The sequence below is a fragment of the Enterobacter sp. TCD1-1 genome, assembly GCF_020567405.1.
Taxonomy (GTDB): Bacteria; Pseudomonadota; Gammaproteobacteria; order Enterobacterales; family Enterobacteriaceae; genus Enterobacter; species Enterobacter quasiroggenkampii.
In genome coordinates, this window is the sequence record NZ_JAJCXF010000010.1 from 23,657 (window position 1) to 45,257 (window position 21,601).

Annotated in this window: 22 protein-coding genes; 7 read left to right on the top strand and 15 right to left on the bottom strand. The window is 57.7% G+C overall.

Translation table 11 applies throughout. From position 1 onward, the window contains the following. The first annotated feature begins 55 nt into the window (after positions 1 to 55). Positions 56 to 1,009, top strand: coding sequence for an HTH-type transcriptional regulator MetR (metR, locus tag LJA86_RS21690; RefSeq protein WP_024907993.1), 954 nt, complete (start codon positions 56 to 58; stop codon positions 1,007 to 1,009). Here metR and LJA86_RS21695 read toward each other — a convergent pair. The 3 genes from LJA86_RS21695 to pldB all read right to left on the bottom strand — a co-directional run bounded on the left by LJA86_RS21695 (position 897) and on the right by pldB (position 3,703). Next, positions 897 to 1,796 (bottom strand): carboxylate/amino acid/amine transporter, encoded by a 900-nt coding sequence (locus tag LJA86_RS21695; RefSeq protein WP_167215653.1) that lies wholly within the window; start codon positions 1,794 to 1,796, stop codon positions 897 to 899. The genes metR and LJA86_RS21695 overlap by 113 nt on opposite strands. A gap of 82 nt (positions 1,797 to 1,878) precedes the next feature. Next, positions 1,879 to 2,679, bottom strand: a complete 801-nt coding sequence (gene yigL / locus LJA86_RS21700; protein WP_021242854.1) for a sugar/pyridoxal phosphate phosphatase YigL — start codon at positions 2,677 to 2,679, stop codon at positions 1,879 to 1,881. Between the two features lie 31 nt (positions 2,680 to 2,710). Continuing rightward, positions 2,711 to 3,703 (bottom strand): lysophospholipase L2, encoded by a 993-nt coding sequence (gene pldB / locus LJA86_RS21705; protein ID WP_229226718.1) that lies wholly within the window; start codon positions 3,701 to 3,703, stop codon positions 2,711 to 2,713. 109 nt (positions 3,704 to 3,812) lie between these two features. Between pldB and rhtB the strand changes: the two genes are divergently transcribed. Beyond that, the gene (rhtB, locus tag LJA86_RS21710; RefSeq protein WP_008501533.1) at positions 3,813 to 4,433 is read left to right on the top strand and encodes a homoserine/homoserine lactone efflux protein; all 621 of its coding nucleotides are present in this window, start codon (positions 3,813 to 3,815) and stop codon (positions 4,431 to 4,433) included. Here the strand turns inward: rhtB and rhtC are convergent. The 3 genes from rhtC to pldA form a co-directional block, all read right to left on the bottom strand. After that, positions 4,430 to 5,050 carry a threonine export protein RhtC gene (gene rhtC / locus LJA86_RS21715; protein ID WP_010426287.1) on the bottom strand — a complete coding sequence of 207 codons (621 nt, stop codon included), beginning with the start codon at positions 5,048 to 5,050 and terminating at the stop codon, positions 4,430 to 4,432. The two genes, rhtB and rhtC, sit on opposite strands and share 4 nt — an antisense overlap. Positions 5,051 to 5,111: 61 nt before the next feature. Continuing rightward, positions 5,112 to 6,941, bottom strand: a complete 1,830-nt coding sequence (recQ, locus tag LJA86_RS21720; RefSeq protein ID WP_032644788.1) for an ATP-dependent DNA helicase RecQ — start codon at positions 6,939 to 6,941, stop codon at positions 5,112 to 5,114. A 90-nt stretch (positions 6,942 to 7,031) separates the two neighbouring features. Then, complete coding sequence (gene pldA, locus LJA86_RS21725; RefSeq protein ID WP_023615553.1) at positions 7,032 to 7,901, bottom strand: phospholipase A; 870 nt, start codon at positions 7,899 to 7,901, stop codon at positions 7,032 to 7,034. Between the two features lie 163 nt (positions 7,902 to 8,064). Here pldA and yigI point away from each other — a divergent pair, with 163 nt between their 5' ends. Continuing rightward, complete coding sequence (gene yigI / locus LJA86_RS21730; RefSeq protein ID WP_008501538.1) at positions 8,065 to 8,532, top strand: acyl-CoA thioesterase YigI; 468 nt, start codon at positions 8,065 to 8,067, stop codon at positions 8,530 to 8,532. A 50-nt stretch (positions 8,533 to 8,582) separates the two neighbouring features. Continuing rightward, positions 8,583 to 9,479, top strand: a complete 897-nt coding sequence (gene rarD / locus LJA86_RS21735) for an EamA family transporter RarD (protein WP_045909225.1) — start codon at positions 8,583 to 8,585, stop codon at positions 9,477 to 9,479. 84 nt (positions 9,480 to 9,563) lie between these two features. On the opposite strand, the gene corA is transcribed toward rarD, so the two are convergent. The 8 genes from corA to lptM form a co-directional block, all read right to left on the bottom strand. Beyond that, positions 9,564 to 10,514, bottom strand: a complete 951-nt coding sequence (gene corA / locus LJA86_RS21740) for a magnesium/cobalt transporter CorA (protein WP_008501540.1) — start codon at positions 10,512 to 10,514, stop codon at positions 9,564 to 9,566. Between the two features lie 150 nt (positions 10,515 to 10,664). Then, the gene (ysgD, locus tag LJA86_RS21745) at positions 10,665 to 10,721 is read right to left on the bottom strand and encodes a YsgD/CorL family protein (protein ID WP_212743980.1); all 57 of its coding nucleotides are present in this window, start codon (positions 10,719 to 10,721) and stop codon (positions 10,665 to 10,667) included. 149 nt (positions 10,722 to 10,870) lie between these two features. Then, positions 10,871 to 13,033: a DNA helicase II gene (uvrD, locus tag LJA86_RS21750; protein ID WP_021242849.1), complete on the bottom strand. Its 2,163-nt coding sequence runs from the start codon at positions 13,031 to 13,033 to the stop codon at positions 10,871 to 10,873. Between the two features lie 76 nt (positions 13,034 to 13,109). Next, complete coding sequence (gene yigB, locus LJA86_RS21755; RefSeq protein WP_045909227.1) at positions 13,110 to 13,826, bottom strand: 5-amino-6-(5-phospho-D-ribitylamino)uracil phosphatase YigB; 717 nt, start codon at positions 13,824 to 13,826, stop codon at positions 13,110 to 13,112. After that, positions 13,826 to 14,728: a tyrosine recombinase XerC gene (xerC, locus tag LJA86_RS21760; RefSeq protein WP_063622978.1), complete on the bottom strand. Its 903-nt coding sequence runs from the start codon at positions 14,726 to 14,728 to the stop codon at positions 13,826 to 13,828. The genes yigB and xerC overlap by 1 nt, the downstream gene beginning before the upstream one ends. After that, positions 14,725 to 15,432 carry a DUF484 domain-containing protein gene (locus LJA86_RS21765; protein ID WP_032646075.1) on the bottom strand — a complete coding sequence of 236 codons (708 nt, stop codon included), beginning with the start codon at positions 15,430 to 15,432 and terminating at the stop codon, positions 14,725 to 14,727. Before LJA86_RS21765 ends, xerC begins: the two co-directional genes overlap by 4 nt. After that, positions 15,429 to 16,253, bottom strand: a complete 825-nt coding sequence (gene dapF, locus LJA86_RS21770; RefSeq protein ID WP_008501545.1) for a diaminopimelate epimerase — start codon at positions 16,251 to 16,253, stop codon at positions 15,429 to 15,431. Before dapF ends, LJA86_RS21765 begins: the two co-directional genes overlap by 4 nt. A gap of 35 nt (positions 16,254 to 16,288) precedes the next feature. After that, a complete protein-coding gene (lptM, locus tag LJA86_RS21775) occupies positions 16,289 to 16,492 on the bottom strand; it encodes an LPS translocon maturation chaperone LptM (protein WP_032646076.1) in 204 nt (67 codons plus the stop codon). A 135-nt stretch (positions 16,493 to 16,627) separates the two neighbouring features. Here lptM and cyaY point away from each other — a divergent pair, with 135 nt between their 5' ends. Further along, positions 16,628 to 16,948 (top strand): iron donor protein CyaY, encoded by a 321-nt coding sequence (cyaY, locus tag LJA86_RS21780; protein WP_045909228.1) that lies wholly within the window; start codon positions 16,628 to 16,630, stop codon positions 16,946 to 16,948. Between the two features lie 69 nt (positions 16,949 to 17,017). Here cyaY and cyaA read toward each other — a convergent pair whose 3' ends face one another. After that, the gene (gene cyaA / locus LJA86_RS21785) at positions 17,018 to 19,561 is read right to left on the bottom strand and encodes a class I adenylate cyclase (RefSeq protein WP_045909229.1); all 2,544 of its coding nucleotides are present in this window, start codon (positions 19,559 to 19,561) and stop codon (positions 17,018 to 17,020) included. Positions 19,562 to 19,910: 349 nt separating this feature from the next. Between cyaA and hemC the strand changes: the two genes are divergently transcribed. Further along, positions 19,911 to 20,852, top strand: a complete 942-nt coding sequence (gene hemC / locus LJA86_RS21790; protein ID WP_164712111.1) for a hydroxymethylbilane synthase — start codon at positions 19,911 to 19,913, stop codon at positions 20,850 to 20,852. Then, complete coding sequence (gene hemD / locus LJA86_RS21795) at positions 20,849 to 21,589, top strand: uroporphyrinogen-III synthase (RefSeq protein ID WP_048226899.1); 741 nt, start codon at positions 20,849 to 20,851, stop codon at positions 21,587 to 21,589. Before hemC ends, hemD begins: the two co-directional genes overlap by 4 nt. The last annotated feature ends 12 nt before the right edge of the window (positions 21,590 to 21,601 follow it).

Here is a 21,601-nt window from a genome sequence, read left to right on the forward strand (position 1 = left end):
CAGGTACTGTATATTCCTCAAGCGCAAAATGTTCATGCCGAAGTGAAGGACTTTCATGATCGAGATAAAACACCTGAAAACGCTACAAGCGTTGCGGAACTGCGGCTCGCTCGCGGCGGCGGCGGCCACGCTGCACCAGACCCAGTCCGCCCTTTCTCACCAGTTCAGCGATCTGGAACAACGCCTCGGCTTCCGTCTTTTTGTGCGCAAGAGCCAGCCGCTGCGCTTTACGCCCCAGGGCGAGATCCTGTTGCAGCTGGCGAATCAGGTCCTGCCGCAGATCGCCAGCGCGCTCCAGGCGTGCAACGAACCGCAGCAGACCACGCTGCGTATCGCCATTGAGTGCCATAGCTGTATTCAGTGGCTGACCCCCGCGCTTGAGAACTTCCGCCAGAAGTGGCCGCAGGTGGAGATGGACTTTAAATCCGGCGTGACGTTCGACCCGCAGCCCTCACTGCAGCAGGGCGAGCTGGATCTGGTGATGACGTCCGATATTCTGCCGCGCAGTGGCCTGCACTATTCGCCGATGTTTGATTATGAAGTACGCCTGGTACTGGCGCCGGATCATCCGCTGGCGGCCAAAACGCGCATCACGCCGGAAGACCTGGCGACGGAAACGCTGCTGATTTACCCGGTTCAGCGCAGTCGTCTGGATATCTGGCGACACTTCCTGCAGCCCGCGGGCATCAGTCCGCAGCTGAAAAGCGTGGATAACACCCTGCTGTTGATTCAGATGGTGGCGGCCAGAATGGGTATCGCGGCGCTGCCGCACTGGGTGGTAGAGAGCTTTGAGCGCCAGGGTCTGGTGGTGACCAAAACCCTGGGTGAAGGACTGTGGAGCCGGCTGTACGCCGCCGTGCGCGATGGCGAGCAGCGTCAGCCGATTACGGAGGCGTTTATTCGCTCAGCGCGGAACCACGCGTGCGACCATCTTCCGTTTGTGCGGAGCGCGGAGCGACCCAGCGGCGATGGACCCACAGCGAAGCCAGGATCACCGCTCCCCCAATAAGGAAGCTCGGCCAGTGCGGCTGTTGCTGCCAGATGGCAAGGTTGACCAACAACCCAGCCGGGACATGCACGTTGTTCATGATCCCCAGCGTACCGGCGTCGACCTGCGTCGCGCCGTAATTCCACATGAAGTACCCCAACCCGGAAGCCACGACGCCCAGCCAGATCAGCACGCCCCACTGCACGGGGGTAGTCGGCAGCTTTTGCGGGTTACCGAGCATAAACCACGCCGCCACCGCGACCATCGCGGCCCCCAGGTAGAACCACGCGAAAGCGTTATGCTGCGGCATCGGACGGGTTTCCATCAGGCGTTTGTAGCCCACCATGCCGATGGCGAAACTGATATTGGCGAGCTGGACGAACATCAGCCCGGTCCAGAAGTGATCGCTCACTTTGTCGTAGCGAATAATCGCCGCGCCGATCACCGCCAGCGCCGCGCTCAGCAGGTATCCCCAGCGCAGACGGCGTTTACTCAGCAGATCGTAAATCAGCGTGATGTAGAGCGGCGTCAGCACGGTAAAGAGCAGGAATTCCGAGACGGACAGATAGACGTAAGCCCGGAAGCTGAACAGGTACATGATGCCGAGCTGCATCGCCCCCACCAGCATGTACAGCACAATCGTTTTCAGCGACTGTCCGCGCGTGCGCAGAAACGGCAGGAACACCAGCGCCGCCAGCCCTACGCGCATCAGCACCGAGAAGTAGCTGTCGACTGAACCGGCAAGGTATTCGCCAATCAGGCTAAAGGAGAAGGCCCACAGGATAGTGGTGATAATGAGTAGCGCCACAATGCTTGTCTCTCAGAAAGAAGGACAGGCATTGTAGCGAACTCTTTAGTTGACATCTGAGCAATAAACAATCAAATGAAGATTATTCAAGGAACAGCTTGCGCAGGTATTTCGGTACCGCGTTGTCAGCGTTAGAACCAATCACCTCCAGCTCCGGGTGCAGATCTTTCAGACGCTGATGCGCGTTCTGCATGATGCAGCCCTTGCCCGCCATCGACAGCATTTCGGCATCGTTCATGCCGTCACCAAAGGCGATACAGTCTTTCAGCTCGAAGCCCAGACGTTTCGCGACCGCTTCCAGGGCGTGGCCTTTGGAGACACCTCCCGCCATCACTTCCAGACAGGTGAGCGTTGAGAAGCTGACGTTAACGCGATCGCCCCAGCGGGCGTTGATCGCCTGTTCCAGCGGGAGCAGTTCTTCGTGGCTGTCGCAGGTGAAGAACACCTTACTGATCCCCTCTGGCTCAAGAAGGCCCGGCTCGTACAGGGAGTAGTTAAATACCGCTTCTTTGAAGAAACGCATTTCATCCGGGCGGTGGCGGTTCATGAACCAGTCGTCGTCACGGTAAACGTTCGTGACGATAGCCGGATTGTTGTGCACCACGCCGAACAGATCGGCGGCAATATCGCGATCCAGGTTGTGGGTGAAGATCAGGTTGCCGTCGGTATCATGCACGCGCGCACCGTTGGAGGTGATCATGTACGATTTGATCTCAAGATTATCGCGGATCTGCCCCACGTCGACGTGGTGGCGGCCAGTGGCAAACACAAAGTTCACGCCCCGTGCCGTCAGCAGCTTTAGGGTCTCTTTCGCGTAAGGCGACAGGGTGTGGTCAGGGGAAAGCAGCGTGCCATCTAAATCAGATGCAACAACCTGGTACATAGGGATTTCAACCTCTGGTGGAAAACGATAATCAATTATGCCTGTTGAAAAATTCAACAATGGCGTTGAGCGCGACTGAGCGCATAGCGTCCTTTTCGAAAAGGATCTCATGGTAAGCGCCGTTGATGACCAGCGGTTTTCCCCCTTCGCAGGGGTGACCGGCGGCGGCGCGCAGTTCACAATAGCGGTCATGCATGCGGTTATCCACCACACGCTCTTCTTCCGCCTGGATCAGAAGCGTTGGCGTGTCATCATCGCCCACGCCTGCCAGCACCTGCTCACCGGCCAGAATACCTTCCCGCACCCAGTGCCAGGTCGGGCCGCCGACGCGTAAGCGTGGTTCATCGGCATAAAAGCGCAGGTTACGGCGATAACGCTGCCGACTGTGGGTTAAGACGTTGATGGCGAACGGCAGCGCGCGCCAGCGTCCGGTTCCGATGGCATAACCTTCACGAATGCGCTGATGGCCCTCAGCCCAGTCGAGAAGATGGCGCACCATCCAGTCCGGGAAACGTATGACGATACCGTACATCGGCGCGGTCAGCGCAATGGCATCGCACTGGTGTTCATAACGCTGCAAAAACAGCGTCGATATCGCGCCCCCCATGGAGTGCGCAAGGATGTATCGCTTACGCCAGGGACCGGCCTGAACTTCCTGCTGCCAGAACGCGGCAAAATCGTCGACGTAATCGCTGAAGCGATCGACGTGCCCACGGTGCGTGTCCGGAAGCATGCGCCCGGACAGCCCCTGTCCTCGATGGTCGATGATCAGCACATCGAACCCCATATGGACCAGGTCGTAGGCCAGTTCGGCGTATTTAACGTAGCTTTCAATACGCCCCGGGCAGACCACGATGACCCGATCATTTTTTTCATTACGGAAACGAACGAAGCGTACCGGGATGCCGCCGACGCCCGTAAACGCATCTTCCTCACGCTGGCGCCAGAAATCGGTCAGCGGCCCCATGGAGAAAGCAGCAAATGCGTTTTCTCGTGTTTCCCAGTCCTTTTTCTGCTGAAACATCGGGTTTCTACTCACCTAAGCCAAGGAATATCGTTTTTTCGTAACCGGTCACAAAATGACTCAACAATAGCGTATTGTGGCATAAAAACAGACGTTTCGGGAGTTTCAAATGACCTTCGAATGGTGGTTCGCTTACCTGCTGACATCCATCATCCTTAGCCTTTCACCGGGCTCGGGCGCCATTAACACCATGACCACCTCCATCAACCACGGCTATCGCGGTGCGGCGGCATCCATTGCCGGTTTGCAGACCGGGCTGGGCATTCATATCGTGCTGGTCGGGATTGGTCTGGGAACCTTGTTCTCCCGCTCCGTGCTGGCCTTTGAAGTGCTGAAATGGGCCGGGGCGGCGTATCTGATTTGGCTCGGCATCCAGCAGTGGCGCGCGGCAGGCTCCATCAACCTCAACACGCTCGCGCAGACGCAAAACCGCGGCCATCTGTTTAAGCGCGCGGTGTTCGTCAACCTGACCAACCCGAAGAGCATTGTGTTCCTCGCCGCGCTGTTCCCGCAGTTTATCGTGCCGCATCAGCCCCAGGTGATGCAGTACGTGGTGCTGGGCGCGACCACCATTATTGTCGATATCATCGTAATGATTGGTTACGCGACGCTGGCGCAGCGGATTGCGGCGTGGATTAAAGGGCCTAAGCAGATGAAGGCCCTGAATAAAGTCTTTGGTTCGCTGTTCATGCTGGTTGGCGCGCTGCTTGCGTCAGCGCGTCATGCTTAGCGAGAAATAATAAGATGAATGCCGAAGCCGGCGAACAGCGCGCCGGCGAAGCCGTCAATCCACTTCGCGATACGCTGGTAGCCACGGCGCATCGCCGGTAAGGCAAACAGGCTGGCCACGATGGTAAACCAGGCAAAGGTTTCCACAACGATCAGCAGGAAGATGCCCCAGCGTGCGCCCGCACCGACGCTATCACCCACAAACAGGGAGAACACGGAGCCGAAATAGATAATCGCTTTCGGATTCGCCAGGTTGGTCAGCAGCCCTTTTACAAAGCTGCGGCCGCCCGTTGCCAGCTCTACCTTTGGCTCTTCCGGTTTTTTCTCTTCTTTCTTCAGCGCCCCGCGCAGCATCTGGTAGCCCATCCAGCACAGGTACAGCCCGCCGCCGACCATAATGATGTTATGCAGCCAGGCCATCTTCGCCAGGATCAGGTTCAGACCGAGCAGCGCAACGGCCGCCCAGACCATAACGCCCATGGTGATACCGAGCACGCCCATCATCGCCTCTTTGCGGGAGCGGCTGACGGCCGTTTGTGACACGAAGAAAAAGTCAGGTCCCGGGCTCATCAGCGCAACAATGTGCACTAACGCCACGGTGAGAAATAGCATCAACATAATTAACTCGCGGGGAAATAATTCAGTGAGTCATCATCCTGGCACTTTTTCGCCCGGCTGACTACTCCTCATCATCACCGTCGGCGTGAGAACGGATGAGCGCCATAAACTCTTTACCGAAGCGCTCCAGCTTGCGCGTGCCGACGCCGTTGACGCTGAGCATTTCGCTGGCGCTGAGCGGCATCTGCTCGGCCATCTCAATCAGGGTCGCGTCGTTGAACACCACGTAAGGCGGGATATTCTCTTCATCGGCGATGGCTTTACGCAGCTTGCGCAGTTTGGCGAACAGCTTGCGGTCGTAGTTGCCGCCGTACGATTTTTGCATCACCCGCGGCTTGAGGGCGACCACGCGCGGCACGGCGAGCTTCAGTTCAACGTCACCGCGCAGGACCGGACGCGCCGCTTCGGTCAGCTGTAGCGCGGAGTGCTGAGCAATGTTCTGTGTGGCAAAGCCGAGGTGGATCAGCTGACGAATAATGCTGACCCAGTGCTCGTGGCTCTGGTCCTTGCCAATACCGTAGACAGGCAGCTTGTCGTGGCCCATATCGCGGATACGCTGGTTGTTGGCACCGCGCAGCACCTCCACCACGTAGCCCATCCCGAAGCGCTGGTTCACGCGGTAAATGGTCGAGAGTGCCTTACGTGCGTCCATCAAACCATCGTACTGTTTCGGCGGATCCAGGCAGATATCGCAGTTACCGCACGGCTCCTGTCGCCCTTCGCCAAAGTAGTTGAGCAGCACCAGACGACGGCAGGTTTGCGCTTCGGCAAACGCGCCCATCGCGTTGAGCTTGTGGCGTTCGATATCCTGCAACTGCCCCTGCGGTTTTTCCTCCAGACAGCGGCGCAGCCACGCCATATCGGCCGGATCGTAAAACAGCATCGCTTCCGCAGGCAGGCCGTCACGCCCGGCGCGGCCAGTTTCCTGATAGTAGGATTCGATATTGCGCGGAATGTCGAAGTGCACCACAAAGCGCACGTTCGGCTTGTTGATTCCCATCCCGAACGCCACCGTCGCAACCACGATCTGCAGATCATCGCGCTGGAATTTCTCCTGCACGTCGGCGCGGATGTGGTTCTCTAACCCGGCGTGATAGGCGGCGGCGCTAAAGCCGCGGTTTTGCAGTCGCGCGGCGGTGTCTTCCACCTTCGCACGACTGTTGCAGTAGATGATGCCGGACTTGCCGCGCTGCTCCTGGACGTAGCGCAGGAGCTGATCCAGCGGCTTGAATTTTTCCATCAGCATGTAGCGGATGTTGGGGCGGTCGAAGCTGCTGACCTGAATATAGGGGTCGTTTAGCCCCAGCAGACGAACGATATCCAGACGGGTGGTGTCATCTGCCGTGGCGGTAAGCGCCATAAATGGCAGCTCGGGGAAGCGCTGACGCAGCTGGCCGAGGGCGGCGTATTCCGGGCGGAAATCGTGTCCCCACTGGGAAATACAGTGCGCTTCATCCACCGCCAGCAGGACCGGATTCCAGTGCGCGAGATGGTCGAGGAAGTTATCCAGCATCAGGCGTTCCGGCGCGATATACAGCAAACGGATCTGCCCGGTGCGGCACCCGGCCATCACCTCTTGCTGCTGCTCCCGGGTTTGGGTCGAGTTAAGGCAGGCCGCCGCCACGCCGTTGGCGAGCAGTTGGTCAACCTGGTCTTTCATTAGCGAAATAAGCGGGGATACCACGACCGTCAGGCCGTTAAGCACCAGCGCGGGCACCTGATAACAGAGGGATTTACCGCCGCCGGTCGGCATCACCACCAGGCAGTCACGGCCTTCCAGCACCGTTTCAATGATGGTTTCCTGACCAGGGCGGAACTGCTGGTAGCCAAAGGTTTCATGCAAAACCTGTTTAGCCAGCGACTCCTGATTCAATACTTCCGCCTGCGCCACATTAACCCCATATGCCTGAAATGAAACAGGCGCTATTTTCAGCGCCTGAGAGAGAAACTTCAACGTTTAACGCAAAAACATTCGAGCAACCTAGAGAATATCGTTCAGCATCACGCCCACGCCGACGCGGGTCTGGTTGAAGTTGTAATCGATAAGCGACTCGCCGTAGCCGCTGTAGACTTGCGTATAAAGGCGAACATGCTTGCTTACCGGATAGCTTAAGCCCACTTCCGCACCGCCGTAGCCGGTGTTCCAGTTGTACTGGCCTTTCGCACTCAGCACGGCATCACCTAGCTGGTAACCGACTTTAAGCTGGTAGTAGCCCATGTATTTGGTGATGTCCGGGTTGTCATCCGTGCTGCCGACCACATACCACGGCTTCACTTCCACCATCCAGTTACCGTTCTGCGCCATCAGGCGCGTATAGGCGCGGTTCCAGCTACGGGATGTCGGATCGGAACGCCCGTTAGAATCATGGTTAAAGCCCACTTCGACGTCGCGCAGCGTCCAGCCGGCAAATTCATAATCCGTTGCGAAGCCGAGGAACAGCTGCGGCTCATAGTTGGTTTCGCGGAACGGCGAGGATTCCCCGCTGTTTGAGAGCTGCCACCAGGACTTCTGCGTATAAGAGGCACCAAACACCGAGTTCGGCCCCAGAATGCCGCGCCAGAACGGGAAGGCGAGGCTGAGCTGGAACTTCACCTCATCTTTACGCGCATTATCAGACCAGTTATAGGAGCTTATCGCCTCTTTGTTGAGATCGCTGGTCTGGGTATAAATCACGTAGTTAGTGTCATACGGATAGAGCGTGAACGGATTGTCATGCTCCTGAAGAAGGTTCGCGATAATGCTACCGTGAACGGCAGGCTTATCGTGCACCTCTTTGATTGTCGCTTCCTGCGCATAGGCTGTGAGGGGCAGCGAAACCGCCGCCAGTAACCAGGCCAGATACGTCCGCATCGGTGGTGTTCTCCTGCAAAAGAGTAAAATTGATTGAATAGTTATGTGGCGAACATTCTACAGACTTCTGCGACAACTGCTGCATCCTCGTTTCTGAAAGTGGCATTCCTCGTTGCTGAGGCATAAAATCAACATTTCGTTAACAATAAGGATGTGATGCCTCATGTCAGCCATGCTTACCGCCGAAGAAGTGTTAAAACTCGTGGGCGAGATTTTTGTTTACCATATGCCGTTTAACCGCGCGCTGGGACTGGAGCTGGAGCGTTACGAGAAGGACTTTGCCCAACTGAGCTTCAACAACCAGCCGATGATGGTAGGGAACTGGGCGCAAAGTATTTTGCACGGCGGCGTGATTGCCTCCGCGCTGGACGTGGCGGCAGGTCTGGTCTGCGTGGGCAGTACGCTGACGCGCCATGACACCATTAACGAAGACGAGCTTCGCCAGCGTCTGGCGCGCATGGGCACCATTGATTTACGCGTCGACTATCTTCGTCCGGGGCGCGGAAATCGCTTTACCTGTACCAGCAGCCTGCTGCGCGCAGGGAATAAAGTCGCCGTGGCGCGCGTTGAGTTACACAACGAAGAACAGGTTTATATCGCCAGCGCAACCGCCACTTATATGGTGGGTTGAGGCGGGAAATCGGGTAAAATTGATTCACTTTTTTGTAACGGATTTTCCCGATGGATGCTAAACAGACGCGGCAGGGCGTTTTACTCGCCCTTGCCGCTTATTTTATTTGGGGTATCGCCCCGGCGTACTTCAAGCTTATCGCCTACGTTCCGGCTGACGAGATCCTCACTCACCGCGTCATCTGGTCGTTCTTCTTTATGATTGCGCTGATGAGCCTCAGCCGTCAGTGGTCGGGCGTCAAAACGCTACTGCAGACCCCGAAGAAGATCTTCCTGCTGGCACTCTCTGCCGTGCTGATTGGTGGTAACTGGCTGCTGTTTATCTGGGCAGTGAATAACCATCACATGCTCGAGGCGAGCCTGGGATACTTTATTAACCCGCTGGTGAATATTGTGCTGGGGATGATTTTCCTCGGCGAACGCTTCCGTCGTATGCAGTGGTTAGCGGTGATTCTGGCCTTCTGCGGCGTGCTGGTGCAGCTGTGGACATTCGGCTCGCTGCCGATTATCGCCCTCGGTCTGGCGTTCAGCTTTGCCTTCTACGGCCTGGTTCGCAAGAAGATTGCGGTGGAAGCGCAGACGGGGATGCTGTTTGAAACCCTCTGGCTGCTGCCGGTGGCGGCGATTTATCTCTTCGGCATCGCCGACAGTCCAACCAGCCATATGGGCAGCAACCCGTGGTCGCTGAACCTGATGCTGATGGCGGCGGGCGTGGTAACTACCATCCCACTGCTGTGCTTCACCGGTGCAGCGACGCGCCTGCGTCTCTCCACTCTGGGCTTCTTCCAGTACATTGGCCCGACGCTGATGTTCCTGCTGGCAGTGGTGTTCTACGGCGAAGTGCCGGGGGCAGATAAGATGGTGACGTTCGCCTTTATCTGGGTAGCGCTGGCGATTTTCGTTGCGGATGCGATTTATACCCAACGCAGAGTGCGTAAAGGGCTGTAGTGCCTTTTTGCCGGATGGCGGCTGCGCCTTATCCGGCCTACAGGATCTGTAGGCCCGGTAAGCGTAGCGCCACCGGGCGGATTCTTAAAGCCAGTTACGACGCTTAAAGTACAGATACGGCGCCAGGCCCGCGAGGATCATAAAGATAATCGCCCCCGGGTAACCAAAGCTCCACTTCAGCTCCGGCATAAACTCGAAGTTCATCCCGTAGCTGGAGGCCACCAGCGTCGGCGGCAGGAACACCACGGACACCACCGAGAAGATCTTGATGATGCGGTTCTGCTCGATGTTGATAAAGCCCATCGCCGCCTGCATCAGGAAGTTGACCTTCTGGAACAGAGATTCGTTGTGCGGCAGCAGGGACTCGATATCTCGTAAGATCTCACGCGCCTGCTCCAGCTGACCGCCCGGCAGACGCGCCTTGCGCACCAGGAAGTTCAGCGCGCGCTGGGTATCCATCAGACACAAACGCACCTTCCAGCCGATATCTTCCAGCTCTGCCAGCGTGGACAACGCTTCGTCATATTCGTCGCCCTGATGGCCTTCCATGATCACCCGGCTCAGCTTTTCCAGATCGCTGTAGATGTTTTCAATTTCATCCGCCAGCTGTTCAATTTTGGTCTCGAACAGATCGAGCAGCAGTTCGTACGCGTTGCCGTCTACCATCGCCTGGCTGCGGGCGCGCATGCGGTAGAGACGGAATGCCGGCAGCTCACGTTCGCGCAGGGTAAACAGACGACCGTCGCGAATGGTAAACGCCACGGTGGAGTTACCCGCGTGGTCTTCGGCATCTTCAAAGAAGAAGAAGGAGTGAATGTGCAGACCGTCTTCGTCTTCAAAAAAACGCGCGGATGCTTCGATGTCTTCCAGTTCCGGGCGCGTTGCCAGGCTTTGCCCCAGCTCAGATTGTACGCGAAGGCGCTCATCGTCGTCCGGCTCGACCAGATCCACCCATACGGCATCAATGAGGGGCTGTGACTCTTCGGCTTCAAGCCGAGTCAGTCGGTTATTTTCGAGTTGAAATGCGCTCAACATGACCGGGACTCCCAATGCAAAAAATATCGGACAGTTCGGTGGGCACACAGAAACAAATTGGGTTTCAGACCATTAAACAGCCTGACTCAGCGCGACGGGAATAGAGCAGTCGCTGACAACCACTAAGGCCATCAGCAAGAGGAGATAGCCTTAGGAGTTGTTCCTGGATGACAGGGAATTGAGCCAGTATCTACTGGGTGTGTCCAAGGCGAATGTCCTCTTAGCGTAATCGTGCGCGCATGTTACGCCAGCTATAACTGTGGCGTCAACACGCAACGGAACGCTGAAGGGCATTAATTGACCTTCACTGTATAAGGCTAGCAGATTATTGCAAAATAATGATATTTTTCTGAATGTTAGACTGTTTCCAGCTTCGCGTAGGCCGCCACCAGCCATTTGATCCCCTGCCCCTGGAACGCCACCTGCAGGCGGCTGTGCTCGCCGCTGCCTTCCAGATTCACAATGGTACCTTCGCCAAACTTCGAATGGCGCACGCGCTGGCCCAGCTTGTAGCCGGTGTCGGTTTCCGCAATCGGCGAGCCCATGCGCTGATGGCTGACCGGGCGGCTGATGCTCGCCCGCAGACGTACCTCCTCCACGCACTCTTCCGGCAGTTCACCGATAAAGCGCGACGGACGGTGATAGACCTCTTTACCGTACAGACGGCGGGTTTCGGCGTAGGTCAGCGTTAGCTTTTGCATCGCACGCGTCACACCCACGTAGGCCAGACGACGCTCCTCTTCCAGACGCCCGCCCTCATCCAGCGACATCTGGCTCGGGAACATCCCTTCTTCCATGCCAACGATGAACACCTGCGGAAACTCCAGACCTTTGGCGGAGTGCAGGGTCATGAGCTGAACCGCATCCTGCCAGGTGTCCGCCTGCCCTTCCCCCGCTTCCAGCGCGGCGTGAGAGAGGAACGCCTGCAGCGGCATCAGATCTTCGTCTTCTTCGTTGTAGCTGAACTGGCGCGTTGCCGTGACCAGCTCCTCTAAGTTCTCGATTCGGGTCTGGCCCTTCTCGCCTTTTTCCTGCTCGTACATGGTGCGCAGGCCCGAGTCTTTAATCACCCGGTCGGTCTGCACGTGCAGCGGCATGTCGGCGGTTTCCTGCGCCAGGGCGTCAATCAGCTCAAGGAAGCGCTGCAGGGCGCTGGCTGCGCGTCCGGCAAGGGCCTTTTCCTGCAGCAGCTCGCGGCACGCCTGCCACAGCGTCAGCTGGCGGTCGCGCGAGGCCTGACGCACCACGTCCAGCGTACGGTCGCCAATCCCGCGGGTTGGGGTGTTCACCACGCGTTCAAACGCCGCGTCGTCGTTACGGTTGGCAATCAGACGCAGATACGAGAGCGCATCTTTGATTTCCTGGCGTTCGAAGAAGCGCATGCCGCCGTAAATGCGGTACGGCATGCCCACCTGCAGCAGCGCCTCTTCCAGCACGCGCGACTGGGCGTTGCTGCGATAGAGAATGGCGCACTGCTCCAGCGCGCCGCCGTTGTCCTGCCAGGTTTTGATGCGGTTGACCACGAAGCGCGCTTCGTCGAGTTCGTTAAACGCGCAGTAAATCGAAATCGGTTCGCCGTCGACGCCGTCGGTCCACAGCTTTTTACCCAGACGCCCGTTGTTGTTCTCAATCAGGGCGTTGGCCGCGCTCAGAATGTTGCTGGTTGAGCGGTAGTTCTGCTCCAGACGGATAGTTTCCGCGCCGGGGAAATCGTTGAGGAAGCGCTGGATGTTCTCCACCTGCGCCCCGCGCCAGCCGTAGATCGACTGGTCATCATCGCCCACGATCATTACCTTGCCGGTATCACCGGCCAGCAGGCGGATCCACGCGTACTGGATGTTGTTGGTATCCTGGAATTCGTCCACCAGGATATTGGTGAAGCGTTCACGGTAGTGCTGCAGGATGTGCGGCTTGTTGAGCCACAGCTCGTGGGCGCGCAGCAGCAGCTCGGCAAAATCCACCAGGCCAGCGCGATCGCACGCTTCCTGATAGGCCTTGTAGACGTTCTGCCAGGTCTGCTCGACCGGGTTGCCGAAGCTCTGAATGTGGTGCGGGCGCAGCCCTTCGTCTTTCTGGCCGTTGATGTACCACATCGCCTGACGCGGCGGCCACTGCTTCTCATCGAGGTTCATCGCCTTGATCAGGCGCTTCAGCAGACGGAGCTGGTCTTCGCTGTCGAGGATCTGGAAATCCTGCGGCAGGTTGGCGTCCATGTGGTGCGCACGCAACAGGCGGTGCGCCAGACCGTGGAAGGTACCGACCCACATGCCGCCCTGGCTGGTGCCCATCAGCTGCGCGATGCGGTGGCGCATCTCCGCCGCCGCCTTGTTGGTGAACGTGACCGCCATGATGGAGTACGGCGAGCAGTTTTCCACGCTCTGCAGCCAGGCGATACGGTGAACCAGCACGCGCGTCTTACCACTGCCCGCTCCAGCCAGCACCAGCAGGTTGGTGCGCGAGGCGGCAACCGCGTCACGCTGTTTGTCATTAAGGCTGTCGAGCAGGTAAGAAACGTCCATTGGCACCGTCACGTCATGTCGGGCAGGCGAAGAGCATTCGCCAAAACCCTGTTAATTTATACAGAACAATTGATGATTATATCAGCGTCGTGAGGGATGCCAACCGCGAAATTTCCACGTGCGGCAGAAGACGGCTATCGGAGGCGATCATCAGGTCAGCGTTTTCCGGCTTGATCCAGCAGGCCTGCATGCCGCAGCGGATAGCGCCCGCCACGTCTGTGGTCAGGTCATCCCCCACGTGCAGGATCTCACCCAGCGGCAGGTTAAGCTTATCTGCCGCCAGATGGTACATGTCACTGAACGGCTTCGCGCGCCCGTGAGGACCCGCACGCAGCACGAATTCAAAGTAATCGCTCAGGCCAAACAGCTCTGGCTGGGCATTGCCGTTGGTGATGGCTACCAGCGGCCACTTTTCGGCAAGCTTCGCCAGCGTGTCGTGGGTTTCCTGCGGCACGTCGATACGGCTGCGCCATTTGGCGAAGTTTTCCATGGCCGCTTCCGCGCCAATGGCGGCATCCTGCGCGCTCAGGCCCACATTCAGCATCGCCTGCTCAACCGCGCGACGACGCCATTCGGTCACGTCGTGGTAAATGTCCGGCTCGGTCTCCCGCAGGGACTGGCGCAGCTTCTGGAAATCCTTGTTCTGTATCGCCTTCAGCGCGGGATGGTAGTTCTGCACAAACGCCAGGGACTCCTGCTCGGTACGCAGGATCACCTCGCGGTTGTCATAAAGAGTGTCATCAAGGTCAAACGTCAGGGCTGAGATCTGACCGAGTGGGCGGTAAAAACGCATTATTTCCCCCGTTTGGCGCGTGGATGCGCCGCGTCATACACCGAGGCAAGGTGTTGGAAGTCTAAGTGGGTATAAATTTGTGTTGTCGACAGGTTCGCATGGCCGAGCAATTCCTGCACGCCGCGTAGATCGCCGCTCGACTCAAGCATATGTGTTGCAAAGGAGTGGCGCAGCTTGTGCGGATGCACGTGGCTGTTAAGCCCCTGCTTAATGCCCCACTCCGCAAAGCGCTTCTGCACGTTACGCGCCGAGATCCGCTTGCCGAGTTTCGACAGGAACAGCGCATCTTCGTCGGAGCCAAACAGCCCGCGCAGGTCAAGCCAGTGCTCAATCCAGGAGACCGCATTGCGGCCAATCGGCAGGCGGCGCTCTTTGCTGCCCTTACCCATTACCCACACTTCGCCCGATTCCAGATCGAGATGCTTGAGATCAAGGTTGACGAGTTCAGACAGACGCAGCCCGGCACCGTACATCACCTCCAGCATCGCGCGGTCGCGCACGGCCAGCGGATCGTTCAGATCGATATCCAGCAGGCGGTTTACGTCGTCAACGTCAATATTTTTAGGCAGATGGCGCGGCGCCTTCGGCGTGGCGATCCCTTTTGCCGGGTTGGCTTTTAAGCCCCCCTGGCTGACCAGCCAGTCGAAGAAGCTGCGCAGCGCTGAGAGCCTGAGCGCCAGGCTCGCCGGGCTGAGGTTTTTTTTACGGCTACGCACAACAAACCCGCGTACCGTCGCAGCATCACATTGTTGCCAGCTTTTCAGGCCGATTTCGTCGGCGATCTGTATGATGGCATCAAGCTGACGCTGATAGTTAAGCAGCGTAATGGGGCTAAGTTGACGTTCCACGCCGAGATAGCGCAGAAAGCGCGAGACGTCAGTGGCGAGCAGTCCGTCCGTCATACGCGCTCAATCCAGCGCTCCAGCAGCTCAGGCAGCATCAGGGCGATCTCCTGCAGCAGGTGCGTGGCTTGCCCCTGCTCATAGTGATGCGCGTCGCGGCTGGTAAATAAGATGACGCCCAGATCGCCATCGCGCCCCATCAGCGACATCGCCACCGAGCCAATCGCTTTGGCCTCCGGCAACACCACCAGCAGCTCAGGTCCATTAAGCGGCCCCAGATAGTGGTGTTCATGGCCCAGACGCTGTATGCGCAGCGGTTCAAACGCCTGACGGCTCAGTGCCAGATGGGTAAATCCCGACGGCGCGCCGATGCGCCAGCGGTCAGGGAAAAGACGAATCGTTGCGCCCGCCAGCCCCAGCTCGCGCGCCCAGCGGTGGAAGCGGCTGAGGAACTCGTCAAGGCTGTGCGCCGACGCCAGACGCGCCTGCAGATGCAGCAGACGATAGAACAGGCTTTCGTTGGTGCTGGCCTGCTCCATCAGCAGCGTCATGTTCTCTTCGAGCTGGTTGATGTGGTTGCGCGCGCGCGCCATGTGCCATTCCACCAGCGACACGGTCCCGCGAACCGGATGCGGCACGCGCATCTCTTCGACGACGCGTGCATTGCGAATAAAAAACTCAGGATTGCGCAGCAGATAATCAACAACAGCTCTGTCGTCCAGTTCCGTCACTGTTTCCTGCAGTTCTTCCCCTGGTTGTTTCATAGATGGATAAACCCGTCATAGACATGTGCCGCCGGGCCAGTCATATACAGTGGATGACCCGGTCCTTTCCAGGCGATATCAAGCCGACCGCCCGGTAATTCCACGCGAACCTCTTCTGCCAGTAGCCCCTGGGAGATGCCCACGGCCACTGCCGCACAGGCTCCGCTTCCGCAGGCCTGAGTCTCGCCCGCGCCGCGCTCATAAACCCGCAGACGAATGTGCTCGCGCTTCACCACCTGCATAAAACCGATGTTCGCGCGCTCCGGGAAACGTTCGTGGCTTTCCAGCACCGGGCCGAGCGTTTCGACCGCCGCGGTTTCCACATCATCAACCTGAATCACGCAGTGTGGGTTACCCATTGAGACGACGCCGCACAATACTGTCTGCTCGGCCGCCCGCATAATATAGGTCTTTTCCGCTTTGTTTGCGCGAAACGGCACGACGGAGGGCTCGAAGTTAGGTTCGCCCATGTTCACGCGCACCAGCTCATCATCGGTGACGCTGAGCACCATGCGACCATTCGCCGTGCTGACGCGAATATCACGCTTGTTGGTCAGCCCTTTCAGGCGCACAAAGCGGGCGAAACAGCGCGCGCCGTTGCCGCACTGGTTAACTTCGCTGCCGTCTGCGTTAAAAATACGGTAGTGGAAATCGAGGTCGGGATCGTACGGCGGCTCAACCACCAGCAGCTGATCGAACCCCACGCCCAGATGCCGATCCGCCAGACGACGGATCAGTTCCGGTGAGAAAAACACATTCTGCGTTACCGCGTCGACGACCATAAAATCGTTGCCAAGGCCATGCATTTTAGAGAACTGCATCATTTGCTCCATTGCGCGGGTACAGAACGTTGTCGTCAGAGATTAACCTGAGTCGGGCCGCCGTTGTCGCCACGGTCGTTAGTGTTTGGCGTGGAAGACTCAATGCCGCTGTTAACCGGTTTCGTCGGCGGCGGTGCGGTTTTATCCGCAGGCGGAAAGTACAGTGGTCCCTTCAGTCCGCAGCCAGTCAGGCTAAACAGCGTGATGAGAACGGCAAGCGTTCGGAAAGCGTTTTTCATTATAAAGTTGCCCGTAAGTTCAAATCTGTTTCTATCATCGCAGGAGAAGACACAAAAGCAAGAGTTTGCCGCTTTCCTGCAACGGGAATTATTTAGGGTTATACTGCCGGCATCACGAAAAACAGGAACAAAACCATGAACGACAGTGAATTCCATCGCCTTGCCGACAACCTGTGGATGACCATCGAAGAGCGTATTGACGACTGGGACGGCGACAGCGATATCGATTGTGAAATCAACGGCGGTATCCTGACCCTGAGCTTCGAAAATGGCAGCAAAATTATTATTAACCGCCAGGAGCCGCTTCACCAGGTCTGGCTGGCCGCTAAACAGGGCGGCTATCATTTCGATCTGAAAGACGGGGAATGGGTTTGCGATCGCAGCGGCGTACCGTTCTGGGATCTGCTGGAACAGGCAGCGACTGCACAAGCGGGTGAGGCGGTGAGTTTCAGGTAGTTTTGTCGCCCGGCAACAGCGACTCGAACCGTAGGCCGGGTAAGCGTAAGCGCCACCCGGCGAAAAGGCTCAGGAGAAATACTGCTGCAACAGCGGCGCGGTGTCCTGATTGGCAGGCGCGGCAGGCGTGACGGCCTGGGTGCGGAACGGAATCACCTGCGTACGACCGTCGACGTTCACAATCTGGTAGAACTGCGGCAGGTTAAAGTTGATAAAGCTTGAGCCGTAGGTAAAGCGGTCATGCGAAGAGGAGTAGAAGCGGCTGACGTCGCGCACCAGCTCCTCTTTACTGCCTTCACAGTGGTGATACACCTCGGCGCGGTTGGTCTCATCCAGAATGTAGATGTTAAACCCGGCGTTATCACCCGACTCTTCAAAGAAGAACTGAATAATCCCTTCACTGGCAAAGCCGTCCACCACCTGCGGGAGCTTGACGTGGTTGGTTTCCACCTGCACCGACAGGCCATGCAACTTGTTATGCGAAATCGCGCCGTAGAATTCGATGGCGTTTTCCAGCTTCTGTACCGACACGTTGAGACGTTCAAAGAACAGGCCCCAGGTCTGACCGGAGACGCGCAGCGCCTTAAAGCGCCCGGTTTCCTGACGGGTACTGGAGAGACGCAGTTCGATACATTCCGAGACCAGCTGCTGCACGCGGGTACGAATCAATCCACGCAGGTGCTGGCTGTAGCAGAACACTTCCACGCTGTCCGGCGGCGCGGCATCCTGGTGCATCTTGCCGAGAATGGTTTTCAGCGCCTCGATCATCGCCTGCTCGCCGTTGAAGTGCAGGGTACGCACTTCGTTCCACGAGTTGCGGTAGAGCAGGTCCACGCTGCCGACCAGGCAGTTTTGCTGCTCGCCAAAGCTAAAGACGTCCAGCTTGCGGAAGTCAAAATGGACCACCTGATTGCGGAAGGCCGCCGTCGGGTCATATTCCAGGTTGACGATGATCGCCAGATGGCGAATCTCGCACGGGCTGTAGAGCGCTTTTGGCGTCGGCGCAGGCAGACGCAGCGGGAAGTGGTGCGACACATCCGCGACCATCTCCTGCAGCTTAGCGAGATCGACCACCTCGTTGCCTTTGATAAACAGGCGCGTGCGCGAGGTCAGCAGGCCGTTAAACCAGGCCCAGGCCACCAGCTTGTTCAGATAGCGGTTATATTCCAGCGGCTGATGGCTGATGATGGAATCCATGCTTGGCGCACGGTTGTACAGATACCACCCGGTGCGGTTCGCGCGGCCCGGCGGCACGTAGATAAAGGTCAGGTTCGGTTCTGACAGGTCAGGCGAAATCTGCGGGTTAACCAGCGTGACTTTACCCGGCAGCGCTTCAAACGCGGCGTACAGCTTACGGGTCAATACCCCGATATCCTGCGGACTGGCGGAAACGCTGAGGTTGTTACGGCGCGCAAAGCGGATCAGGTTACGGTAGCTTTGCATCATCGCATCGAGCAGTTCGTTGTGTGCTTCACGCACCTGATCGATTTTCCAGTTGGCCCGGTTGTCGAGCATGGACAGACGCGCTTCGTCCCATCCCCACTCTTTGACTAACTGACTGACCACTTCACGACGCCAGCCCACGCAGGCGCGCTCGCGGCTCAACTTCTCACAGACTTTGAGATAGAAACATCGACGCACCAGGTCAAGACGCGTAGTGTCATCAATGGCTTTCAGGTATTCGGTCACGCGCTCCAGCATCATGCAGTAGGCGTCGAGCCCGAAGGAGACAATTTCCCCGTCGTGCAGGCGCTGCTTGATGTCTTTCGCCAGCAGGCGCGGCGTCGGGTATTCCCAGGAATAGGCTTCAAGCAGCAGCGTTTTGAGCACCGCTTTGTACGGCGAGTCGATACTCTTATAGAGCTGCCAGAGGCTTGCGCCGAAGTACTCTTCCGCAGACAGAGAGCTGAGACCGCCGAGGTCCAGCCATTCGTTTGGCGTCAGTACGCCCTGCGCATAAAGCGACATGACGTAGTCATCGTAATGCTCTTCCTCTTCACACGGGACCATATTCCACAGAATACGCTTCCCGGCCAGACGCACAGCAGTACGGTAGAATTCATCCAGCAACAGGATGTGCTGGGTCGAGCCGCAGTCCTCACCACCCAGACTGCCGCTTTCGTTATGGCGGAAACGGTTTTCATCAATCAGGAAGAAGCTCACTTCCACACCGAGCGATGCCGCCCAGCTCTCCAGCAGGCTGCATTTACGCTGCAGCAGCTGACGCTCTTCGTTATCGAGCCAGGACTGATGGCAGACCCAGATGTCCAGGTCCGAAGAACAGCTTTGCCCTACCGATGAGGTGCTCCCCATTGAGTAAACACCGGTAATCGGCAGTTCACCTTTTGGGGACTCCTGCGGCGGCATGCCACGGTAGAGTTCCAGCTCGTTCAAATAATGCTGTTGGGTTTCATCAGGCGTGAAAAGGCAAATGCCCTGGGGAACGTTACCATCAAGGTAGCCAGGCATCAGCGGGTGGTGATAGTGCAATAATGTCGGCAGCAGACTGTATACCTGCTGGAAAGCAGGGCCCATAGCAGCAAGCGCGCGATCCACACGCAGTTGATTTATGGCATCCAGTCTCTGTTTCAGAGTCTCAATATAGAGGTACAAGACGTATCGCCTGATGTTTCCGGGTGTCGCAGCTATTCAAAACACGAGTAACAGCGGACCCACAGTATTTCAAAAAGATAACCGTTACCCTTTTTCGCCCTTATCATTTTTGGTGGTACCGACGAAAAAATGGTCTAAAACGTGATCAATTTAACACCTTGCCGATTGACCGTAAAGAAAGATGCGCTACATACAAGTGTAGCACCGTTCTGTACGTGTAAATTCCTGAATACGGCTATGGCTGACGAATACGCCGCCTTGTCCCTCTCACGCTTCATCAACCGTAAAACTGCCATCCCAGAGTCAACAATGTTAGGATGGTTAGCGATTGATAATGACGGTAACAAGCATGTTAGACAATGTTTTGAGAATTGCCACACGCCAAAGCCCTCTCGCGCTCTGGCAGGCACATTATGTGAAGCAGCGCCTGGAAGCCTGCCACAGCGGATTGCGCGTCGAGCTGGTGCCGATGGTCACGCGCGGTGACGTGATCCTCGATACGCCGCTGGCGAAAGTGGGCGGCAAAGGCCTGTTCGTCAAAGAACTGGAACTGGCATTGCTTGAGAACCGCGCCGATATCGCCGTACATTCGATGAAAGACGTGCCCGTCGAGTTCCCGGAGGGGCTGGGGCTGGTGACCATCTGCGAGCGCGAAGATCCGCGCGATGCGTTTGTCTCTAACCGCTATGACTCGCTCGACGCGCTGCCAGCGGGTAGCGTGGTTGGCACGTCCAGTTTACGCCGTCAGTGTCAGCTGGCGGAGCGTCGTCCCGATCTGATCATTCGCTCGCTGCGTGGTAACGTCGGCACGCGTCTGGGCAAGCTGGATAACGGCGATTACGATGCCATTATTCTCGCCGTTGCCGGCCTGAAGCGTCTGGGGCTGGAGGAACGTATTCGCGTGGCGCTGCCGCCAGAGCTGTCGCTGCCGGCTGTTGGTCAGGGTGCTGTCGGCATCGAGTGCCGTCTGGACGATGCACGTACCCGCGCGCTGCTTGCTCCACTGAATCATGACGAAACCGCTACTCGCGTAAAAGCGGAGCGGGCGATGAATACCCGCCTCGAAGGCGGGTGCCAGGTTCCGATTGGCAGCTATGCTGAATTGACGAATGGCGAACTGTGGCTGCGCGCGCTGGTAGGCGCCCCGGACGGTTCGCAGATGGTGCGCGGCGAACGTCGCGGAAAAGCGCAAGATGCCGAGCAGCTTGGCGTGTCGCTGGCGGAAGAATTGCTGGATAACGGCGCCCGCGAGATTCTGGCTGACGTTTACAATGGAGAACCCCCTGCATGAGTATTCTCGTCACCCGCCCTTCTCCCGCAGGAGAGCAGTTAGTGAGCCGTCTGCGCACACTGGGGCAGGTGGCCTGGAGTTTTCCGCTCATTGAATTCTCCCCCGGTCGCGAGCTCTCTGCGCTCGCCGACCAGATGAATACCCTTCAGGACGGTGACCTGCTGTTTGCGCTGTCGCAGCATGCCGTGGAATTTGCCCACGCACAGCTACAGCAGCAGGGACAGGCCTGGCCAACCGCCCCCCGCTATTTCGCGATTGGCCGTACAACGGCACTGGCACTGCATACCGTGAGCAGCGCGGACGTTCGTTACCCGTTAGATCGGGAAATCAGTGAAGTCTTGCTACAATTACCTGAATTACAAACTGTTGCCGGCAAGCGTGCGCTCATTTTGCGCGGCAATGGGGGCCGCGAGCTGCTGGGCGAAACGCTGCGTGAACGTGGTGCGAACGTGACGTTCGTTGAGTGCTATCAGCGCTGTGCAAAACACTACGACGGTGCGGAAGAGGCGATGCGCTGGCACGCGCGAGGCATCAATACGCTGGTGGTCACCAGCGGTGAAATGTTACAACAGCTTTGGACGCTGATACCGCTTTGGTATCGCGAAAACTGGTTACTCCGCTGTCGGCTTCTGGTCGTCAGTGAGCGTCTGGCGAACCAGGCCCGGGAACTGGGCTGGCAGGATATTCGGATCGCTGATAACGCCGACAACGATGCGCTGCTGCGCGCATTACAATAACTCTCAAATGGG

Excerpts from the sequence above, each read along its gene's own strand:
- metR (WP_024907993.1), top strand. The coding sequence starts at position 56 with ATGATCGAGATAAAACACCTGAAAACGCTACAAGCGTTGCGGAACTGC.
- yigL (WP_021242854.1), bottom strand. The coding sequence starts at position 2,679 with ATGTACCAGGTTGTTGCATCTGATTTAGATGGCACGCTGCTTTCCCCT.
- pldB (WP_229226718.1), bottom strand. The coding sequence starts at position 3,703 with ATGTTTCAGCAGAAAAAGGACTGGGAAACACGAGAAAACGCATTTGCT.
- rhtB (WP_008501533.1), top strand. The coding sequence starts at position 3,813 with ATGACCTTCGAATGGTGGTTCGCTTACCTGCTGACATCCATCATCCTT.
- rhtC (WP_010426287.1), bottom strand. The coding sequence starts at position 5,050 with ATGTTGATGCTATTTCTCACCGTGGCGTTAGTGCACATTGTTGCGCTG.
- pldA (WP_023615553.1), bottom strand. The coding sequence starts at position 7,901 with ATGCGGACGTATCTGGCCTGGTTACTGGCGGCGGTTTCGCTGCCCCTC.
- yigI (WP_008501538.1), top strand. The coding sequence starts at position 8,065 with ATGTCAGCCATGCTTACCGCCGAAGAAGTGTTAAAACTCGTGGGCGAG.
- rarD (WP_045909225.1), top strand. The coding sequence starts at position 8,583 with ATGGATGCTAAACAGACGCGGCAGGGCGTTTTACTCGCCCTTGCCGCT.
- corA (WP_008501540.1), bottom strand. The coding sequence starts at position 10,514 with ATGTTGAGCGCATTTCAACTCGAAAATAACCGACTGACTCGGCTTGAA.
- uvrD (WP_021242849.1), bottom strand. The coding sequence starts at position 13,033 with ATGGACGTTTCTTACCTGCTCGACAGCCTTAATGACAAACAGCGTGAC.
- yigB (WP_045909227.1), bottom strand. The coding sequence starts at position 13,826 with ATGCGTTTTTACCGCCCACTCGGTCAGATCTCAGCCCTGACGTTTGAC.
- xerC (WP_063622978.1), bottom strand. The coding sequence starts at position 14,728 with ATGACGGACGGACTGCTCGCCACTGACGTCTCGCGCTTTCTGCGCTAT.
- LJA86_RS21765 (WP_032646075.1), bottom strand. The coding sequence starts at position 15,432 with ATGAAACAACCAGGGGAAGAACTGCAGGAAACAGTGACGGAACTGGAC.
- dapF (WP_008501545.1), bottom strand. The coding sequence starts at position 16,253 with ATGCAGTTCTCTAAAATGCATGGCCTTGGCAACGATTTTATGGTCGTC.
- lptM (WP_032646076.1), bottom strand. The coding sequence starts at position 16,492 with ATGAAAAACGCTTTCCGAACGCTTGCCGTTCTCATCACGCTGTTTAGC.
- cyaY (WP_045909228.1), top strand. The coding sequence starts at position 16,628 with ATGAACGACAGTGAATTCCATCGCCTTGCCGACAACCTGTGGATGACC.
- hemC (WP_164712111.1), top strand. The coding sequence starts at position 19,911 with ATGTTAGACAATGTTTTGAGAATTGCCACACGCCAAAGCCCTCTCGCG.
- hemD (WP_048226899.1), top strand. The coding sequence starts at position 20,849 with ATGAGTATTCTCGTCACCCGCCCTTCTCCCGCAGGAGAGCAGTTAGTG.